This window comes from Brevibacillus fluminis, from assembly GCF_052072235.1.
Lineage (GTDB): Bacteria > Bacillota > Bacilli > Brevibacillales > Brevibacillaceae > Brevibacillus_D > Brevibacillus_D fluminis_A.
Window position 1 is genome coordinate 2894358 of record NZ_CM125436.1, and the last position, 16814, is coordinate 2911171.

Consider the following 16814-nt stretch of genomic DNA (forward strand, 5'->3'; position numbering starts at 1 on the left):
CTTTTTCAACGATCACCGTGTCTTGTTCCACAGTGGCAGCTTCAAGCCGATTTCGCGCTCCAATGCCCGGTCGAACACTTTTCGCGCGATGATGATATCTTCCACCGCCATCCCGACATTGTTCGAGACGATCAGCTGGTCGCTGCTTGTACGGCCAGGCTTGTCTCCTGCTGCCACCAACCCTGTTTCCGCATAGATCGTAGGCAGGCCCCACGGATAATAGCCGTATGTTTCCAGAAGGCGATGCTGCTCTTCACTGTCCACGGTATAGATGTCTGCCTGTTTGTAAACGCCATCCTCATAGACGGAGTGACAATCGCAGGTGATCAGCGTCTGCCCTTTGGAAATCCATTCGGTTTTGACCATCGGATGCGGATGATGATGGATCGGGATCGCCGATGCGATGACCTCGCATGATTTTGCGACCTGCTCACAGGACGATGCCTTGACGATTTTGGCATTGACATGTGGCTGGCATTGCTCGATCAGTGCATCCATCGCGCGCTCAAATACGTCGTACACATAGATCGTCTCAAGCTTCGGCAGCACGTGTTCGATCATTTTGACATGGGCCTTGCCCTGGATGCCACAGCCAAACATCCCGAATGTCGTTGCCTCCCGATTCGCCAAGTATTTGGCGGCGACGAGCGTAACCGCGGGGGTGCGCACTTCCGTAATCCACGTCGCATCGAGGAATGCCAGCGGCAAGCCCGATTCGTGATCATTGTAGATGATTTGACAATTGGTTGGCGTCAGCTCGGGAAACCGTTCGCGGTTCGTCGGGAAATTGCTGCCCCACTTGATCCCGCACGCCATTTCATCCGGCAAGTAAGCTGGCATTGCGTGCATCAACGAATCCGGCTGCGGATGCAACCCGATTTTCGCCGGCATTTCTGCCTTTTTGGTACTGTAGGCAATCATCGCTTTTTCCGTAAGTGCCATGATCTCGTCCACCGTAATTCCGGTATCGATCACATCTTGCATGCTGAGGTACAGCAGCTCTTGTCCAATCGCCAATTTTTCCTTGATCTTCTCACGGTATGCCATCTACAATCATCCCTTCTCGCAATCGCTTTCAATCGTAAGCAGCAACGGCTGCTTGCTCTCCTCTACTCTACGACGATTGCCGATCAGAAACTTCCCCCCAAACCGGTTTTTTGCTTCCCCCATTCAGGGATTTTTAGACGAAAAACCGCCTGCGGACGAGGCGGTGGTTTGATTCATAAAATGATTTGGTTTCGGATTGCTTTTGCCACGGCGTCGGTTCTGTTTTTGCTGTCCAATTTTTTCATGATGGCGGTGACGTATTCCTTGACCGTATCGGAACCGAGATACAGCTCGGTCGAAATTTCTTTGTTCGTTTTGCCGCGCGCCATCAATTTGAGCACGTCCAATTCCCGTTCGGTCAACAGCGCGTCTTTTTGCTGCTCTCCTTTGATGACATGGAAAAAAGCGCGCTGCATGAGGTTGGCGTCGATATATTTGTGTCCGTTCGTAATTTGTTCGATCCCGTGAAAAAGCTCCGGCCGCGTGATGGTCTTCAGTACGTAGCCGTCCGCTCCCGCCAGCATCGATTCGACGAGAAACTTTTCTTCCGTATAGATGGTGAGGATCATGACTTTGATCGCCGGATCTTTCTCCTTGATCCGCTTGGTGACCTCGATTCCGTCCATTTCAGGCATGTTCAGGTCGAGGATCGCCACGTCCGGTCGTTCTGCGATAATTTTGCGCAGCGCGGTTTCGCCGTCAGCGGCTTCGCCAATCACGCGAAAGCGGGACGTCTCGAATAGCAATTGCAATCCGTCACGAACGATATTGTGGTCATCGGCGATAAAGATGCGGATTTCATTCATAATCGTAGCCCTCCTCCACGCAAGCCGAAATGCAGCCCTATTTCGATTTTTGTGCCATGCCCTGGCTTGCTTGTCAGCACCATCTCTCCACCGATATCACGGACTCTGGTTTCCATGCCCATAATCCCGTACGCATGGCTTTCCTTTACCTTCTGCGGTTCGAATCCGCATCCATGATCCTCCACAACGATGCGCAGCTTGGCATCGTCAAACGTCATGCGGATAAACGCCTCGCCTGCTCCTGCGTGCTTGATGATATTGTTCACGCATTCCTGGATCACGCGATAGAGATGGATTTCGACCTCTGGCTTGAAGCGAACCGGCTGTCCGCTGACGCTCAGGTGAATCTGGATGATCTCCTGCAAGGAAAACGTTTTCACCAGCTCATCCACCGCGCCGACGAACCCGAATTTTTGGATCGCCAGCGGATGCAAATCATGGATGACGTGGCGCAGCTCATTAATGTTCGCCTTGGTGATGAGCAGGAGCTTGTCGAGAATCGCCTTTACTCTTTGCGGCGAATGCTCGATTTCATCGCGGCAATATTGCAGGTGAAAATACATGCCGGACAACGATTGGTTGATCGAGTCATGGATTTCCTGCGCGATGCGCTGTCGTTCTTTCTCCTGTGCGCTGATTTGCAAGGCGCGCAAGTGGGAGTTTTGCTCCCGGCCTTTTTCGACCTCCTGGAACAGATAGCAATTGGTCAATGCCAGCGAGATTGTCCTGGTAATGCCTTCCATCACTTCTCGCTCAGTTGCCGACCACGGCTCGCCGCAGGTTTTCCCGATCAGGAGACAATGAAGGTTGTCATCGTAGACAAACGGTACATACACGGCCTGCTTCATGTTGAATTGCAGGAAAAAAGGGGATAGCGGGTCCGTTTCGTTTTCATGATAGACGTGAATCACATCGGGTTTCTCATGCAAAAGTGTGCGGACTTGCTCCTCATAGGGAACCGAGATGTCGCTTTGGGGCGCAGAAGCATGGACCAGGACGGTCTGGTCGTCGACTTTTTGCAAAAACATGACATTCGCCTTGAACACGCTGCCAAGCTCGGATGTCAATAGCTTGATCAGGGAATCCAGATGCAAACAGGATGCAAGCCGCTGATTGAGTTGAACCAGCTCCCTGAGCTTGCCTGTGACGCTGGCGATTGACTCGAACAGTTTGGCATTCTCGCTGGCCACGCCGATCTGCAGCCCGATTGATTCGACCAGGGTAATGTCCTCGGGGCTAAAGTCCCGATACGCTTTGCTGAAAACATCCAGCACGCCGATCGTCTGTTTTCTCGCCTTGATCGGTACCGACAAAAGAGAAGCGAACCCTTCCACCTGTGGGCGCTGCCGGTGGTAAGGAGCCAAATCTTCCGTGATGACCGTTTTGCCGTTTTTGATGACGATGCCACCGATGCTATCCGTTGGAAGCGTTTGCAAATGTGCGATGGACGCATGGTCGATGCCATGAAAATGGCTTGCGACAAAGTGCTGTCCTTCTGTATCGAGAAAATAGACGACGGCTGCATCAAAGTTCAAGATTTCGATACAGTGGGCGACGGCTTTATACAAGAGCTGATCCAAGCTCAGCGTCTCGCTTAACGCAATCGCTACTTTGCTTAATGCCTGGATGCGTGTTACCGCTGGACTTGAACGATCGCTGTTCACATGAACCTCCTGCCGTTTTTGGTGAAAACGAGTTTTCCATACTGTCTAACCCAATTCTGTACGTCTGCCCTGATTCCCTTTTCCCAGTGCGCACCCGCCATAAAGAATCCCCTCCAAGCAACCAGTCGGGGACTTCCCTTTCCTGTCAACTTAGAGGGGATTCATTCATAACCTGCTACTCAATCGAAACCCACTTGAAGTCTACCTTTGCCAAATTATCGACGATCGGTCCTTTCACGTGATCGTTCTTCACCCATGACATGCTGTAATAATAAATGGGGGCAATCGGCATTTCATCCATAAGAAGTGATTCGGCTTCTTTCAAAATTTCTCGACGTTTTTCGGGATCTTGTTCCAAATCGGATCTGTTCAACAATTCTTTGTACCGTGGATTTTCCCATCGAGACATGTTGCTTTCATTCTTATCCTTGAAGATTTTCAGAAATTCAATCGGGTCATTGATGCTCGCAGACGAACCGAGCCGCCCAATTTGGAAATTACCTTGGTGCAAGTCTTCGAGGAATACTTTAAATTCCTTGTTTTCCAATTTCACTTCTACCCCTAGCACGCTCTTCCATTGCGCCTGGATTGCTTCTGCAATTTTCTTGTGCGTTTCCGCCGTGTTGAACGAGAGCGTAATAGGCGGCAGTTCCTTGATTCCAAGCTCCTTCATGCCTTTTTCCAACATGTTTTTGGCGGTCTGCTCTTGATTGTCCGTAAAATATCCATCCGGTTTTAAAGTCATGGAGCCGGGAACCAAACCGAAAGCAGGCACTTCGTTGGTTTGGGTAATATGATCAACGATTTCCTGGCGATTGATCGCATACGCAAACGCCTTCCGGATGGATGCATTGGAAAACGGGGGTTTTTCTGTGTTGAACTCATACCAGTACGTTGCAGCAACGGGTTGTGTCGTCAACTTTCCGGCGCTTTTTAATTCAGGGATCGCATCGACTGGCAAAAAAGACAACGGGGAGCCTAACCAGTTGAATTCGCCGTTTTCAAACATCGATAGCGCCGTATTTTCATCGTTGATGATGGAAAAGTCAAGTTTTTCGAGGGTTACGGAGTTTTTATCCCAGTATTGATCGTTTTTTACGAATACGAGATTGCTTTTATGATTCCACGTTTCCAGTTTAAATGGTCCGTTGCCAATTAAAGTAGCAGCTTCCATTGCCCATTTCGGGTTTGATGAGACCACTTTTTGATTCACGGGATAATAGATGAAATCAGAGGTCAGTTCCAAAAAGTAGGGGGTTGGCTTTTCCAGCGTTACGACAAGCGTCTTGTCATCTTGAGCTTTTACCCCAACCTGGTCCATTCCAACTTCTCCGCGATTTGCCTTTTCACCATTTTTAATAAAATATAACTGATTCGCCCGTGGGGATGCCGTTTTTGGGTCCAATGCCCTTTTCCAGGCGAACTCGAAATCTTGCGCTGTAACCGGGTCGCCATTGCTCCACCTGGTATCGCGAAGCTTGAATGTGTACGTCATCATATCCTTTGATGCATCCACACGTTCAGCAACCGAGTTCATCAGTTTTCCATTTTTATCTTTGCGGGTTAAGCCATCGAAAGCCGCTCGGACCATTGCCATGGATGTGACATCTTCTGCCAATGCCGGGTCAACGGAAGGGGGTTCGGAAAGCAGATTCGTTTTCAGGATTTGGGGTTCCTGTGACGTTCCTGTCGTTGTCGGTGTTGACACTGGACTGCTAGCTGCCGAACCATCCCCTCCGGTTGTCGGTTGATTCGGATTCGTACAGCCTGTTACGATGGCGATTGCCATGACAAACCATCCAATCAAAAGATGATTCCGTTTCTTCACATGCACTCCCCCTTTGACAATCGTTGTGTGCGTTCCTTGATAACGTGTTCAACATGCTCCTCCAGTACATAGAGAGGCAAGGAGCCAGGCGATAGTATTGCCTCATGATAGTCTTTCCGATCAAAAAGGGGACCCAGCGATTTCTCGGTTCTCTCTCTCAGCTCCATCAATTTCAGATAACCGAATCGATAAGCGAGGGCTTGTGCCGGACTCTCGGTTGCATATCGCAATGTTTCCGCTTCGATTTGTTCGGCTGATTCAATGGTTGTTTTCGCCATATACGCTTTTGCTTGCTCAAAAGACCAGCCCAGCACATTCATCCCCGTGTCGACCACGAGCCGCTGCGCAATAAATCGCTCATGCAGCAGTCGTCCATACCAGTCAAAAGGATCATGATCGAGTCCCATTTCGTAAGGCAGTCCCGCTCCGTACTCTGCCCATCCCTCGAGATAGGCGGTCAATTCCATGGATTCTCTTCGCAGGGCAGGCAGCTGTTGATTTTCAAGCTGCAACCCAATTTGCAGATGATGGCCGGGAAGTATCTCATGATAGATGAGTGTGGATGCGGTTACTTGCGGTCTTGTGTCAAGTCCTGAACCATTGTAATAATACGTGCCGACTGGGTTTGTGCTGGAAGGCGGATCGAAATATCCGTACGCAACCCCCGCTTCAAATGCGGCATCCAGTCGTTTCACCCGGTAAATCGCTTCCGGAATATTGTGAAAATAATTGTGGAGCAAAGGTTTCAACCGATTGAGATGAAAGTGGTAGCGCTGCTCGACGTCCTCCGGGCTTTTGGCGTAAAGTCGGCCGCTGGTTTTGATATGTTCCATGAATGCTGCTTCCGACCCTTGAAACCGCAAACTCTCTCGCACAATTCTCATCTTCTCCGTCAGCTGTCCTACCTGCTCAAGGCCAAGCTTATGGATCTGGTCCGGTTCGATGTCGTACGTAAGATGCATCCTCACCAACTGTCTGTAAGCTTCTTCACCGCCCGGATATTGACCGATTCCCACACGCTCCGGACAAGCGGACTGATATTCCTGCGATTGAAGCAACGCGAGAAGTTCCTGATAGGCAGCGACAATACGATTCGTAATGGTTTGGTCAACCTGATCGGAAAAAGACAGGGAAACCGCTCGATCCAATCGATGCAAACGCGAAGGGGCAACAGTCAATCGCTCAGGGATCGTCTGCTTCAATTGAATGAGCAACTCAATTATTTTGGGAAGAGCTGGAATGGGGACGTACCAACCTTTTTTCGCTTGTGCTTGCAATTTAGAAAGAACGGTGGAGATGGCATCGCCAAATTCATGGAGAAGCTGCAAATATCGATCCAGATCGTCTTTCTTTTGAAACGAAAACGGTGCGAACAAGTCTTGGACATAGGTGTTCATCCAATAAAGGTTGTATGGCGTAACGGGAAACTCAGCCCACCATAAATCGACCTTTCGTGACTCTTGCAGGAAATACTCCTGCAAGAACGCATAATTCAGCTGATCCTCGTAAGACAGCGCGCTTTTATTCATTTTTTTCAAGAGAGAAAGCGAAGCAATCGCGAAATCGTGATCCTCTGCCGCTTCTTGCAAATTGCCCTTTGGCAGGCTTGTAACAAGCAGACCTTGTGTTACTTGAAGCGAGAGTTTGCGATTTACTTTTCGGTTCCATGCCTGATTGAGCAGACTGTGAAGATGTTCTTTCGCTTCCATGGTTTCGATGAACCTCCCTTACCAATTTTGCTTACGCTTCACTTCCCAGATTGTAGATGTCGCTATACTTTTGCTCCAAATAAGCAATGAGATGATCCGGATTGAGGCCCTCTCCTGTTACCTCCCGCAAAAGATCGTTCGGCTCTTTCATTTTTCCATGAACATGTATGTTCTGCGCCAACCATTCTCGAATCGGTGCAAAATTCCCGTTCTCTACCAAATGATCAAACTCGATTAAATCTTTCATCATCGCACTCCGAAACTGAGCAGCGTACAAAGAGCCTAATGCGTACGAAGGAAACAGCCCAAACATGCCAGCAGACCAGTGCATATCCTGAAGGACACCCTTTTCGTGATCATCAGGGGTGATACCGAGATAGTCCTCCATCTTCTGATTCCATATTTCGGGCAGCTCGCTCACTTCCATCTCATTGGTAAACAAACCTTTTTCAATCTCATAGCGGAGAATGACATGCAAAGGATACGTCAATTCATCTGCTTCTACACGGATAAAAGAAGGTTGAACCGCATTGATGGCGCGATAAAACGCATCGATTTCTACCCCGTGAAATTGATCGGGATTGTATTGTTTTACTATCGGATAAAAACGCTTCCAAAAGTTTTGATTCAGCCCAATCATTTTTTCCCAGAACAGAGATTGCGATTCGTGAATGCCTGCCGACGTTCCATTGCACAGCGGGGTTCCAATCAATTCGTCTGCGATGTTCAGCTCATATAACGCATGGCCGAACTCATGAATCGTTCCCAATAAGCCCGACTTGAAATCGAACTCGTCATAGCGGGTGGTGATGCGGACATCGTTACGATTAAGCTCGATGGCAAAAGGATGTACGGTTTCATCAAGACGACCTCTGTCGAAATCATAGCCCAATTCATGTAATAGATACCGATTCCATTCTCTTTGCTTTGCGATCGGAAAACGTTCAAACAAACATGCAGTCGCGGGTTTCCCTTTTGCATCCTGTACTCGATTCAAGAGAGGAATAAGCTTGTTTTTAAGTGCAGCAAAAACACGATCCAGCATCTCAACCGTTATCCCGGGATTGTGCACATCAAGCAGTGCATCATACGGATTCCCTTGATAACCCCAATAGGTGATAAACCGTTTGTTGCAGGTAACCAGTTTTTCAAGATGGGGTTGAAAAATGGAATAATCCGCCTCTTTTTTGGCTGCCTCCCAAGCTTTGCTTGCATTCTCCCTCACGATTACATACTCTTTGTATTCTTCCATTGGAATTTTTGACTGACGGTCATATTCCTTTTTCGCATGTTGAAGCACTTTCCGAGTAATCGGTGAAAGCTCCTGAAAATGGTTGTCCTGTGTTAATTCATCGATGTATCCTTTCATCTCGGATGAAATCGACATCGCAAACTTTTTCGCAGCGATGGTGGCAACAGCCTCCGCTCTTAGCTCCAACCCGTTCCTGGGTGCTCCGGTACGCGAATCCCAGAATAAGAGATTCAACACTTCTTGCAAATGTGTCATTTCACGAATGTACAATAAAAACTTCGCTTCCGTGGAACGTTTGGATTGTAGCAAAGGAACTCCTCCTGTATGGTTCGTTTTCCATCGGTCTCATGTTTTTTACTTTACGAGAAGTACAGGGATGAATCTACCCCCTAAAGAGGTTCTCTCATGCCCCAGATGGGGATTATTCAATTGACGCCTCATCCGCACGATTAACGTCGGGAACGCCGGATGCGATGGCAGAAGGAATCGAATCCCCTAAAAAAAGACAGCCAAACGGCGGTCGGCTTGAACCGCGTTTGGCTGTTTCGTGTCTGCGTTTTTTTCATTGATACCGTTCAGCGGACTCTGACCGGAGCGCAGATCGCGATGGAGAACTCCCGCATCTGCTCATTTGTAACGGTTCAATACATCTGAGATTTGCTGGTTCAGTTGTTTGACATCGACAGGCGGTACATGTTCGTCGGCGAGCTTGTATTTTTGTTTGAGGGCGAGTATTTGATAGACGCGCTCGTCGATTGTTTTCATCGGCAAGCTTCCGTTCATGGCTGCCTGTCGCAACGCGTGCAGCACTGTCGCCTGCTTGTCGAACTCGTGGCCGACCAGCACGATGTTGCTGCCGGCAAGAACAGCCTGTACGGCTGCCGCTCCGACGTCGTAATGCTTCGCGATCGCGCCCATCGTCATGTCGTCCGTTATCACGACACCGCCAAAGCCCAACTCCTTTCGCAATAACCCGGTGATGATCGGCTCGGAAAACGACGAAGGATGGTCAGGGTCGAGCTTGGGCAACAAAATGTGCGCCACCATCACCATATCGGCACCAACTCGCACGGCATCGGCAAATGGTACAAGCTCAAAGCGGCGAAGTCGCTTGCGATCGTACTGGACGATCGGCAGACCCAGATGCGAGTCGACGGAGGTGTCGCCGTGCCCGGGAAAATGCTTGATACCCGGGATGACGTGCTCGTCCTGAAGACCTTCCATCTCTGCAACGCCAAGGCGGGATACTCGCTTCGGGTCACTGCCAAACGATCGGTCGCCAATCACCGGGTTTTTCGGATTGCTCGCAACATCCATCACGGGGGCAAAATCTACATTCAGACCGAATGCTTTCAGCTCGCTCCCCAAAAGCTGGCCCAGCTCCCGAGTAAAAACAGGGTTGTCTTTTTTGCCGACCGTCCTACTTGCCGGCAGTTTGACAAGCGAGTTCGGCAGTCTGCTGACTCTGCCGCCCTCTTCATCCACGCAAAGAAACAACGGAATGGGATTGACGGAACGATTCGTCACTTTCAGCGAATTGAACAAGGAAACGGCTTGTGCTGCATTCTGGAGATTGGGTTTGAAAAAAATAAATCCTCCGACATGGTACTGCTCAATCATCTCTTTTGCTTGCGTGCCAAGCGTCGTTCCGTCCATGCCGACCAGCACCAGCTGCCCGATTTTTTCCTCAAGGGACAAGCGGTTCAGCTGCGCTGTCACCGGGTCCGGTTTGACTGGAGGCGTGTTTGGATTCGGCTCGTTCGCAGGCGGTTGTTGCTGTTCAGCGGAATGGGGACCTGTCTGCCCTTCGCGTCCGGCAGGCGGTGCGGTGCTTGCCCCTCCGCTGGCAACACAGCCGGTCATGACAGATCCAATCAGGAGTACCGCGAGCAAGAATCCAATTTTTTTGTGCAAAACAACCAGCCTCCCTCCCTTTCATTTTGACCCTTTCCCAATTATTTCACTCCCACGCTAGCATCATCAATGCTGCGATACTGATCAAATCGAAACGCGACATGCATCCGTATAGACGAAAAGTTCGACCAAAAACTTTCATCTGCAAAACAAAACCCGGGGATCACCAGTCCCCCGGGTTTTTCGCATCCCTATTCGATTGCGGTCAATAGCTGGTGTCGCTGGATGTGGGTGATTTGGCCGCGGCCCAAGCGCAGCATGCCCTCTTTTTCCATCCCTTTTAACGTCCGGCTGATCACTTCTCGTACCGTCCCCAGCTCCATGGACAGTTGGTCATGGGTGATCGTCAACACATTGCATTCGTCCGTCGTCTTTTCGAGCACATACTCTGCGATGCGGGTCCGGATTGACTTGAATTTCATGCTGTCGATCAGATTGGCCATCAGAATCAGGCGTTTGGCGAACGTTTGGAACACAAATTGCCGAAAGCTTTTGTACAGATCGAGCCAAACAAAGAACAGCGGGACGGGAATCACAAGCGCCCGGGTCGGCTTCTCGATGCATGCGGATGCCTCGTACGCGGATTCCCCCAGAATGCTTGCCATCATCAGCGGGCAGCACTCGCCATTCGTCAGCCGATACAGTGTGACCTCTCTTCCGTTCGCGCCAAGCCGCGACATCCGGACCGTCCCTTCCAAAATCAGCGCCGCATGATGCAGCAGCTTGCCTTCGGGTATGACGAAATGGACGGGCAGCGAGACAATTTCGACTCCCTCACGCTTCCAATCATCCGTGGAAATGGCCGCAAGGAACGGAAAAAGTTGGATGATTTCCTCGATCTGATCGTTGCGCATAGCGGTGGCTCAGCCTTTCTTTGGAAAGTTTGCCTCTCGATTATACGACAAACAACAGCATGGTACGGTGATCAAGTCACAAAACATACAAAATCGCCACAAATCGCCGTCATCTTTTCTGTATGGGACTTTGATCCGCTGGCCCCGGATGCGCTTTGGCATAATCGACGGCATGGCCGATGAGCGCCGCCGCATCTTCTTGCGTGAGCGCGTCTTTCGGATGGAGTTTGCCGTCTTTGTCAACGGTTGCAATGCCGAGCGCGATTGCGCGCTGGATCGTGCCTTGGTAGCGCGGGTCGACCTGGTCCTGATCGGAGAAATCTTTTGGCACGATGTTGATCATCGGCAAGTTGCTGTGTTGTTCCAGGGCCAGCATCAGCTGATGGATGAACACTTCCTTTGTCCAGACCTGGTCGGGCTGAAGGTCTGCCGGCAGGTCGAATCCGTTATGGGCCGCGACGATCAAATCAGTTGCGTACCACGCATCGTTCTTCGCCAGCGCGAAATAATCGGTCGCCTCCGGTTTTTTGAAAAAGGCGATGCCTGCAAGCGACAGTTTCAGTCCATCGACAATGAGGTGAATCCCTTGTGCGGCTGTCAGCGTCGCTTGGGCTGGCTGCACGAAAGGTACGTTGTTGTTTTGTTTGCCCGGAGTTGCTCCCGGCTGTCCTGAATTGGTCGCTGCATGGCTAAAGCCGGAAAAAGAGAGGGCAAGCAAAGTTACCGTCATGCCAGCCAGCAGCGTGCGCGTTGCTTTCATCGTCGATCACCTCGTCAAGTAATAGGAACGTTCCTCCTATTGGACGTGGCTTCCTGTTATTTGTTTCCTGTCTTGCCCGCGATTTCTTTTTTTCAACCAACAAAAACCGCGCGGCTCCGGCGTATTCGTTAAAATCCGGAAGCGTTGTCACTGCGAATTGGCGGATCTGATCGAGGTATTACTGGTCTTCTGGCAAAATGTCGATGGTGAGCCCCTCCACGTATTTGCGATTCATCAGCTTTCGTTTTTTGCGGTTTTCTTTTGTATCGAACACAATGTCAAAATCGTAGTTCGCAGGATAAAGCTGCTGGCTCTCGACACGCAGCTCAAGCCGCTTTTTATGGATCGTGCATTTTTGCTTTTGGATGATGACGCCGATGTTGCCTTTCGCATCCTCCGTCCGGTACACGATGCCGATTTTGTCCAAATAGCCGATGTAGACGCAATCACCCAAGGCAAATGGGCGATCGCGTTTGCTTTCGCGAAAGGTCTTCGGTTGCGCAACGGTGCCTGCTGACTCTTGTGAAGGCGGTGAATTTGTTGTGATTCCTGTTTCGATCGTTGTCTCTGCTGTCACCTTGTCTTCATCTGCACCGATGGATTCGCTTGTTCCTCCCTCTTCGCCATGAACGCGATCGCGCATCGTCAAGCTTTCGCTCCTCGTATCCGTGCTGCCTGGACTCGTTCCCTGGCTACCGGTAAGTTCTCTGGAACGTTCAATGATGGCTGTTGGCAGCCCCAGCTTCAGCGCAATCGAAAACGCATAGCTCTGCCCGGCCTCCCCAATCCGCAGCCGGTACAGCGGCACAAGCGTGTCGGCATCGAACTCCATCCGCGCGTTTTCGAAGCCGTCTGCCGCAGCGGCAAAATTTTTGATTTCGTTGAAATGGGTGGTCGCGATCGTCGTTGCCTGCCGGCGATGCAATTCTTCCAGGATTGCGATCGAAAGCCCCACTCCTTCTCCCGGGTCGGTCCCGGAGGCCATCTCATCGATCAGCACCAATGTCGAACGATCCGTGATCTTCAAGATGTCAATAACGTTATGGATATGAGCGGAAAAGGTGCTCAGCGCATGCTCGATGCTTTGCCCGTCGCCGATGTCGACAGCGATGTGATCGAAAAGCGCAAACATGCTCCCAGCCTGCACCGGCACCAGCAATCCGGATTGGACCATTGCGGTCAGCAAGCCGACCGTTTTGAGCGTGAGCGTTTTGCCCCCCGTATTCGGGCCGGTAATGATCAAGGATCGATAGCGATACCCGATTTCAACATGCAGCGGGACCATCTTTGTTTTCAGCAACGGATGCCGTGCATCGCGGAGCGAGATTTTTCCTTCCACGTTCAATTGCACGTTGGACCCGCCGATCGCCAAGGCGTATTTTGCTTTCGCGAAAAGAAAATCGTAGGTGGCGACCGTGTCGACGTTCACTTGCAGCTCATGGGCAAAATCGTCCACCAGCGCGGACAACTGGATCAGCACTTTTGTGACCTCCCGCTCCTCTTCCGCTCGCAACGCGTTCAGTTCAAACTGGAGCGCGCTCGCCTCGGTCGGCTCCATGTACACCGTTTGACCGCTTGCCGACTCATCGAGAACCGTTCCTGCGACCTGTTTCCGGTATTCTTTCTTGATCGGCAGCACATAGCGGCCATTGCGGGTGCTGACGACATTCTCCTGCATGATCGGGCGGTATTTGCCCATCAGCGAATCGAGCTTGGCTTTCAACCGTTCTTCAAAAACAACAATCCGTTTTCGCACCTTGAGCAATTCCTTGCTCGCCGTATCGACGACTTGCATATGGCGAATGCACTGTTCGATCTCGGCCTTCATTTTCAACAGCGGATACATGGAGGCAGCATAGGTGCTGACATGGGGAGCCACGCTCGCTTTGGCCGACATGTACTTCATCAGCTGCCCGCAGCTCGTCAAAAATTGCAGGATGTGGCTGAAATCTTTTTCGCTGAACACGTAACCGGTACCGAGCAGAGAGAGCATGTGCTCGATTCCTTCGAGCGATGGAATCGGAACGCTCGCACCGGTTTCAAGTAATCCTTTTGCCTCTGCCGTTTCGTCGAGCATCCTGCGCAGCAGCTTGGGCGAGGCGATCGGCTTCATTTGCTCGATCTGCCGTTTCCCTGCATAAGACACCGCATAGTCCAGAAGGTTTTCTTTCACTTTGTCGTACTCCAGACTTTTTAACGCTTTTTCGTTCATGTGTTTGGTTCGCTCCTTTTTTGGTTATGGCTGTGGTGAACAAAAAAAGGGCGGAGAATGAACGTTCGTCATTCTCCGCCCTCGTATACCGACAGGTTGCCAAAAAACCTGTCATTCGTGCGCATACAACGCAGCACCTGTACCATGTTCGACAGGCTTGCGCTTTTGCGATACCTATAAAAGCAAAAATCCGCGCTGAACACAGCACGGATTGTGGACGCAATGATAGGTATATGTCACCTAAGGCATTGTATGAGATCCGTTGTTCTTAACTAATTCCAAGGCTTCAAATCACCCATAACCAAATAAACGGTGCTCACAGAACACAGTTGACCAGGCGGTTGGTTGGAAGCCTCACTATGGAATTGATTAGTTAAGAACGATCACCGACATCAAAATTCCTCCTCAGATGGGAATAAGAAGAATATAACCGAATCGCAGCGATGAAGTCAAGCGCGAATGTCAAGCCTTGCCATCCACAAATGTCCCCCTTCAGTTGGTGATGCTGGAGCGGATGATGTCCATTTTCAGCTGAAAACTGATTTTGGCCTGCTTGTACACTTTGCGCCACTGCTCCTTAGTCAAATCTTCCGTGCGAAGCTGTGCGCGGTACTGTTCGCCGAAACCGATTGGGTCCACTTCGTTTTTTTTCAGGAATGCGACGAGGGTATCCATTTCTTGTACCATTTTCTTCGAAACGGCCTGATTAATCTCATCGAGCACTTCCTGGTTCTCCAAATTGAGTTTTTGATCAATCTCCGCCAAGCGCGTGCGGATATGGATGGACACCTGAAAAACGGGCGGATTCGGCGAAATCAGCTTGGTTTCCGTCTTGCTGGAAAGCGTATCGAGCACGATCGGGATTTCCTTCAATTTTTGACCCCCCTGCTCTTTCTTGCCTTTTTCTCCCCCGAGTTTGGGGATGGACGCCTGGAACAGCCCTGTCCGAAATTGATCGCGGAGCAGCTTGATGTAGAACGTCTGCTGCGGTTTGACCCAGTCCACATACCGATCGTTCCGAAAAAGCGCAAGTCCTTTGACTTTGATGTCGTCCCCTTTCCGGACGATATAAGGCAGATAAGGATCGCTGCCTTCGCTATAGTAGGCGCGGAGAAACTCATGCAGCGTGGGGGACGGGAGCTGCTCCCCGCGTACATTTTTGAAGATGGTGTAATACAGGTACAATCCGATGTTTCCTTGTTCAGGAAACGATTCGCTGATGAAGTCATAGCTCTTCCCAGCCACCACGGCCAAGTAAGGCCGGCTGCCAACTTCTGTCCGGTCCAGCGCCTGGACAAAGGAGATCAATCCGTTTTTGGCCATCTCCTCTCCGTACAAGATTACGCGCAGCTGGCCCAGCCGCGGCTTACGGTCCAATTGCAAATCCATCTCGTTGACGATGCCCCGCAATGTAATCCCTTTGCCCGAAACCACCTGGACTTTTTGTTTCGCCAAGGTGTTCACGACGGGAATCGACGCAGTGCCGCGGTATAATCCTTTGCCCAGCTGGTCAAAACCGATCACGGTGATGAGTCCCGTTTCATCCAGCACATGAGAAGGTTCGCAGCCGCAAAGCAATGCGAGAACGCACGTTATGAACATGCACACGCCTCGTTTTTTCAGCGAGATGTTATGTGCTGCTCTCATGCTCGTGCCCCCCTCTCTTCTTTTTGCGCCACATTGCTTTGAGCGACGCCATGACGTACAAGAATGGCGGGTATGCGAAAACCGCATACAGCCCAACCCTGGAAGCGAAATCGACCATCGCGTTGATATGCGTGCGTGTCAGGAAAAATTGGCAAGCAATGAAGATCGTCACCAAAACGAGAAGCGTGGTCTTTTTGGCTGACCAATTGAACATTCTTTTGAACCCGCGCGAGACAGACCAGGTGTACAGCATGATATTCGGCAAAATGATCAAGAGCCAGAGGGGAATGATGATATATTCAAACCGTTCGAGAAATGGCATATAGACCATCTGCTGCAGGTTGAGCGTCGGCCAAACGGCTTGCATCAACTGCTTTTTGCTGAAAAACGTGAGCGTGACGATCATGACGCATAAATAGATAAAATTGGTATAGAAAAGCCCAAATTGCGCAGATGCGCCAGCGCGCTTTTTCTCACGCAAGAAGGGATAGAGAATATAGGAAATCTCGAAGCCTACCATTGTGAACGACATCGCGATGGAACCATTGAGAATTTGCGGTAATTTGGCTTCCAGAACAGGATACAGATAGGACCATCTCGCATACTGCAGCGGAAAATACATATCAAGAACTACCCACGCGGTTAAGACCAGGCTGATGAACGTGTAGCCTGTGATGATACGAATTCCCCCCATAATCGTGTACACGGCAAGCCCCAAAATGACCAAAGCGATCGACCACGTCGACACTTTCGGGAACATCCACGTTTGGATCACCTCAATGTAGGTGCGCATGATTGCCAACGCAATCAGGGTGAAATACGTCATGTAGAGCAAATTCAGCACATTTCCAATCCACGTTCCAAACACATCGCAATTGATCCCGTACAGATCGGAGGACGGGTAGAGGGACAACGTGCGCGTGATGATCCACATGATGAGATGAGCAGCGATCCCGGCGATAATCAGCGAGATCCACGCATCATGTCCGGCCTCTTTTGCCACAAACCGCTGAAAGCCGAGGACACCCACGCCGACCTGGTTCGAGTGAACCAAAATCGCCAGCAAATAGGCGGGTATTTGATTGGACTTCTTGGGATAGACATTAATCTCCATAAGTTCT

Annotated in this window: 12 protein-coding genes; all 12 read right to left on the bottom strand. The window is 50.5% G+C overall.

Annotated features, from left to right (window positions below):
- Nucleotides 1–12: 12 nt before the first annotated feature.
- The 12 genes from ACTID9_RS14365 to ACTID9_RS14420 all read right to left on the bottom strand — a co-directional run bounded on the left by ACTID9_RS14365 (nt 13) and on the right by ACTID9_RS14420 (nt 16807).
- Nucleotides 13–1047 (bottom strand): ornithine cyclodeaminase family protein, encoded by a 1035-nt coding sequence (locus tag ACTID9_RS14365; protein ID WP_441072245.1) that lies wholly within the window; start codon nt 1045–1047, stop codon nt 13–15.
- A 173-nt stretch (nt 1048–1220) separates the two neighbouring features.
- Complete coding sequence (locus ACTID9_RS14370; protein WP_441072247.1) at nt 1221–1853, bottom strand: response regulator transcription factor; 633 nt, start codon at nt 1851–1853, stop codon at nt 1221–1223.
- Complete coding sequence (locus ACTID9_RS14375; RefSeq protein WP_441072249.1) at nt 1850–3517, bottom strand: GAF domain-containing sensor histidine kinase; 1668 nt, start codon at nt 3515–3517, stop codon at nt 1850–1852. The genes ACTID9_RS14370 and ACTID9_RS14375 overlap by 4 nt, the downstream gene beginning before the upstream one ends.
- Before the next feature lie 175 nt (nt 3518–3692).
- Nucleotides 3693–5345 carry a peptide ABC transporter substrate-binding protein gene (locus ACTID9_RS14380; protein ID WP_441072251.1) on the bottom strand — a complete coding sequence of 551 codons (1653 nt, stop codon included), beginning with the start codon at nt 5343–5345 and terminating at the stop codon, nt 3693–3695.
- A complete protein-coding gene (locus ACTID9_RS14385; protein ID WP_441072253.1) occupies nt 5342–7054 on the bottom strand; it encodes a DUF885 domain-containing protein in 1713 nt (570 codons plus the stop codon). Before ACTID9_RS14385 ends, ACTID9_RS14380 begins: the two co-directional genes overlap by 4 nt.
- A 31-nt stretch (nt 7055–7085) precedes the next feature.
- Nucleotides 7086–8615: a carboxypeptidase M32 gene (locus ACTID9_RS14390; RefSeq protein ID WP_441072255.1), complete on the bottom strand. Its 1530-nt coding sequence runs from the start codon at nt 8613–8615 to the stop codon at nt 7086–7088.
- Nucleotides 8616–8933: 318 nt separating this feature from the next.
- On the bottom strand, nt 8934–10220 hold the full coding sequence (gene nagZ, locus ACTID9_RS14395; protein WP_441072257.1) for a beta-N-acetylhexosaminidase: 1287 nt from the start codon (nt 10218–10220) through the stop codon (nt 8934–8936).
- 191 nt (nt 10221–10411) lie between these two features.
- Nucleotides 10412–11074, bottom strand: a complete 663-nt coding sequence (locus tag ACTID9_RS14400; RefSeq protein ID WP_441072258.1) for a Crp/Fnr family transcriptional regulator — start codon at nt 11072–11074, stop codon at nt 10412–10414.
- Between the two features lie 109 nt (nt 11075–11183).
- The gene (locus tag ACTID9_RS14405; RefSeq protein WP_441072260.1) at nt 11184–11834 is read right to left on the bottom strand and encodes an S-layer homology domain-containing protein; all 651 of its coding nucleotides are present in this window, start codon (nt 11832–11834) and stop codon (nt 11184–11186) included.
- Nucleotides 11835–12012: 178 nt separating this feature from the next.
- The gene (locus ACTID9_RS14410; protein ID WP_441072262.1) at nt 12013–14046 is read right to left on the bottom strand and encodes an endonuclease MutS2; all 2034 of its coding nucleotides are present in this window, start codon (nt 14044–14046) and stop codon (nt 12013–12015) included.
- A gap of 492 nt (nt 14047–14538) precedes the next feature.
- Nucleotides 14539–15693, bottom strand: a complete 1155-nt coding sequence (locus ACTID9_RS14415; RefSeq protein ID WP_441072264.1) for a Ger(x)C family spore germination protein — start codon at nt 15691–15693, stop codon at nt 14539–14541.
- Nucleotides 15677–16807 carry a GerAB/ArcD/ProY family transporter gene (locus ACTID9_RS14420; protein ID WP_441072266.1) on the bottom strand — a complete coding sequence of 377 codons (1131 nt, stop codon included), beginning with the start codon at nt 16805–16807 and terminating at the stop codon, nt 15677–15679. The genes ACTID9_RS14415 and ACTID9_RS14420 overlap by 17 nt, the downstream gene beginning before the upstream one ends.
- Nucleotides 16808–16814: the final 7 nt, after the last annotated feature.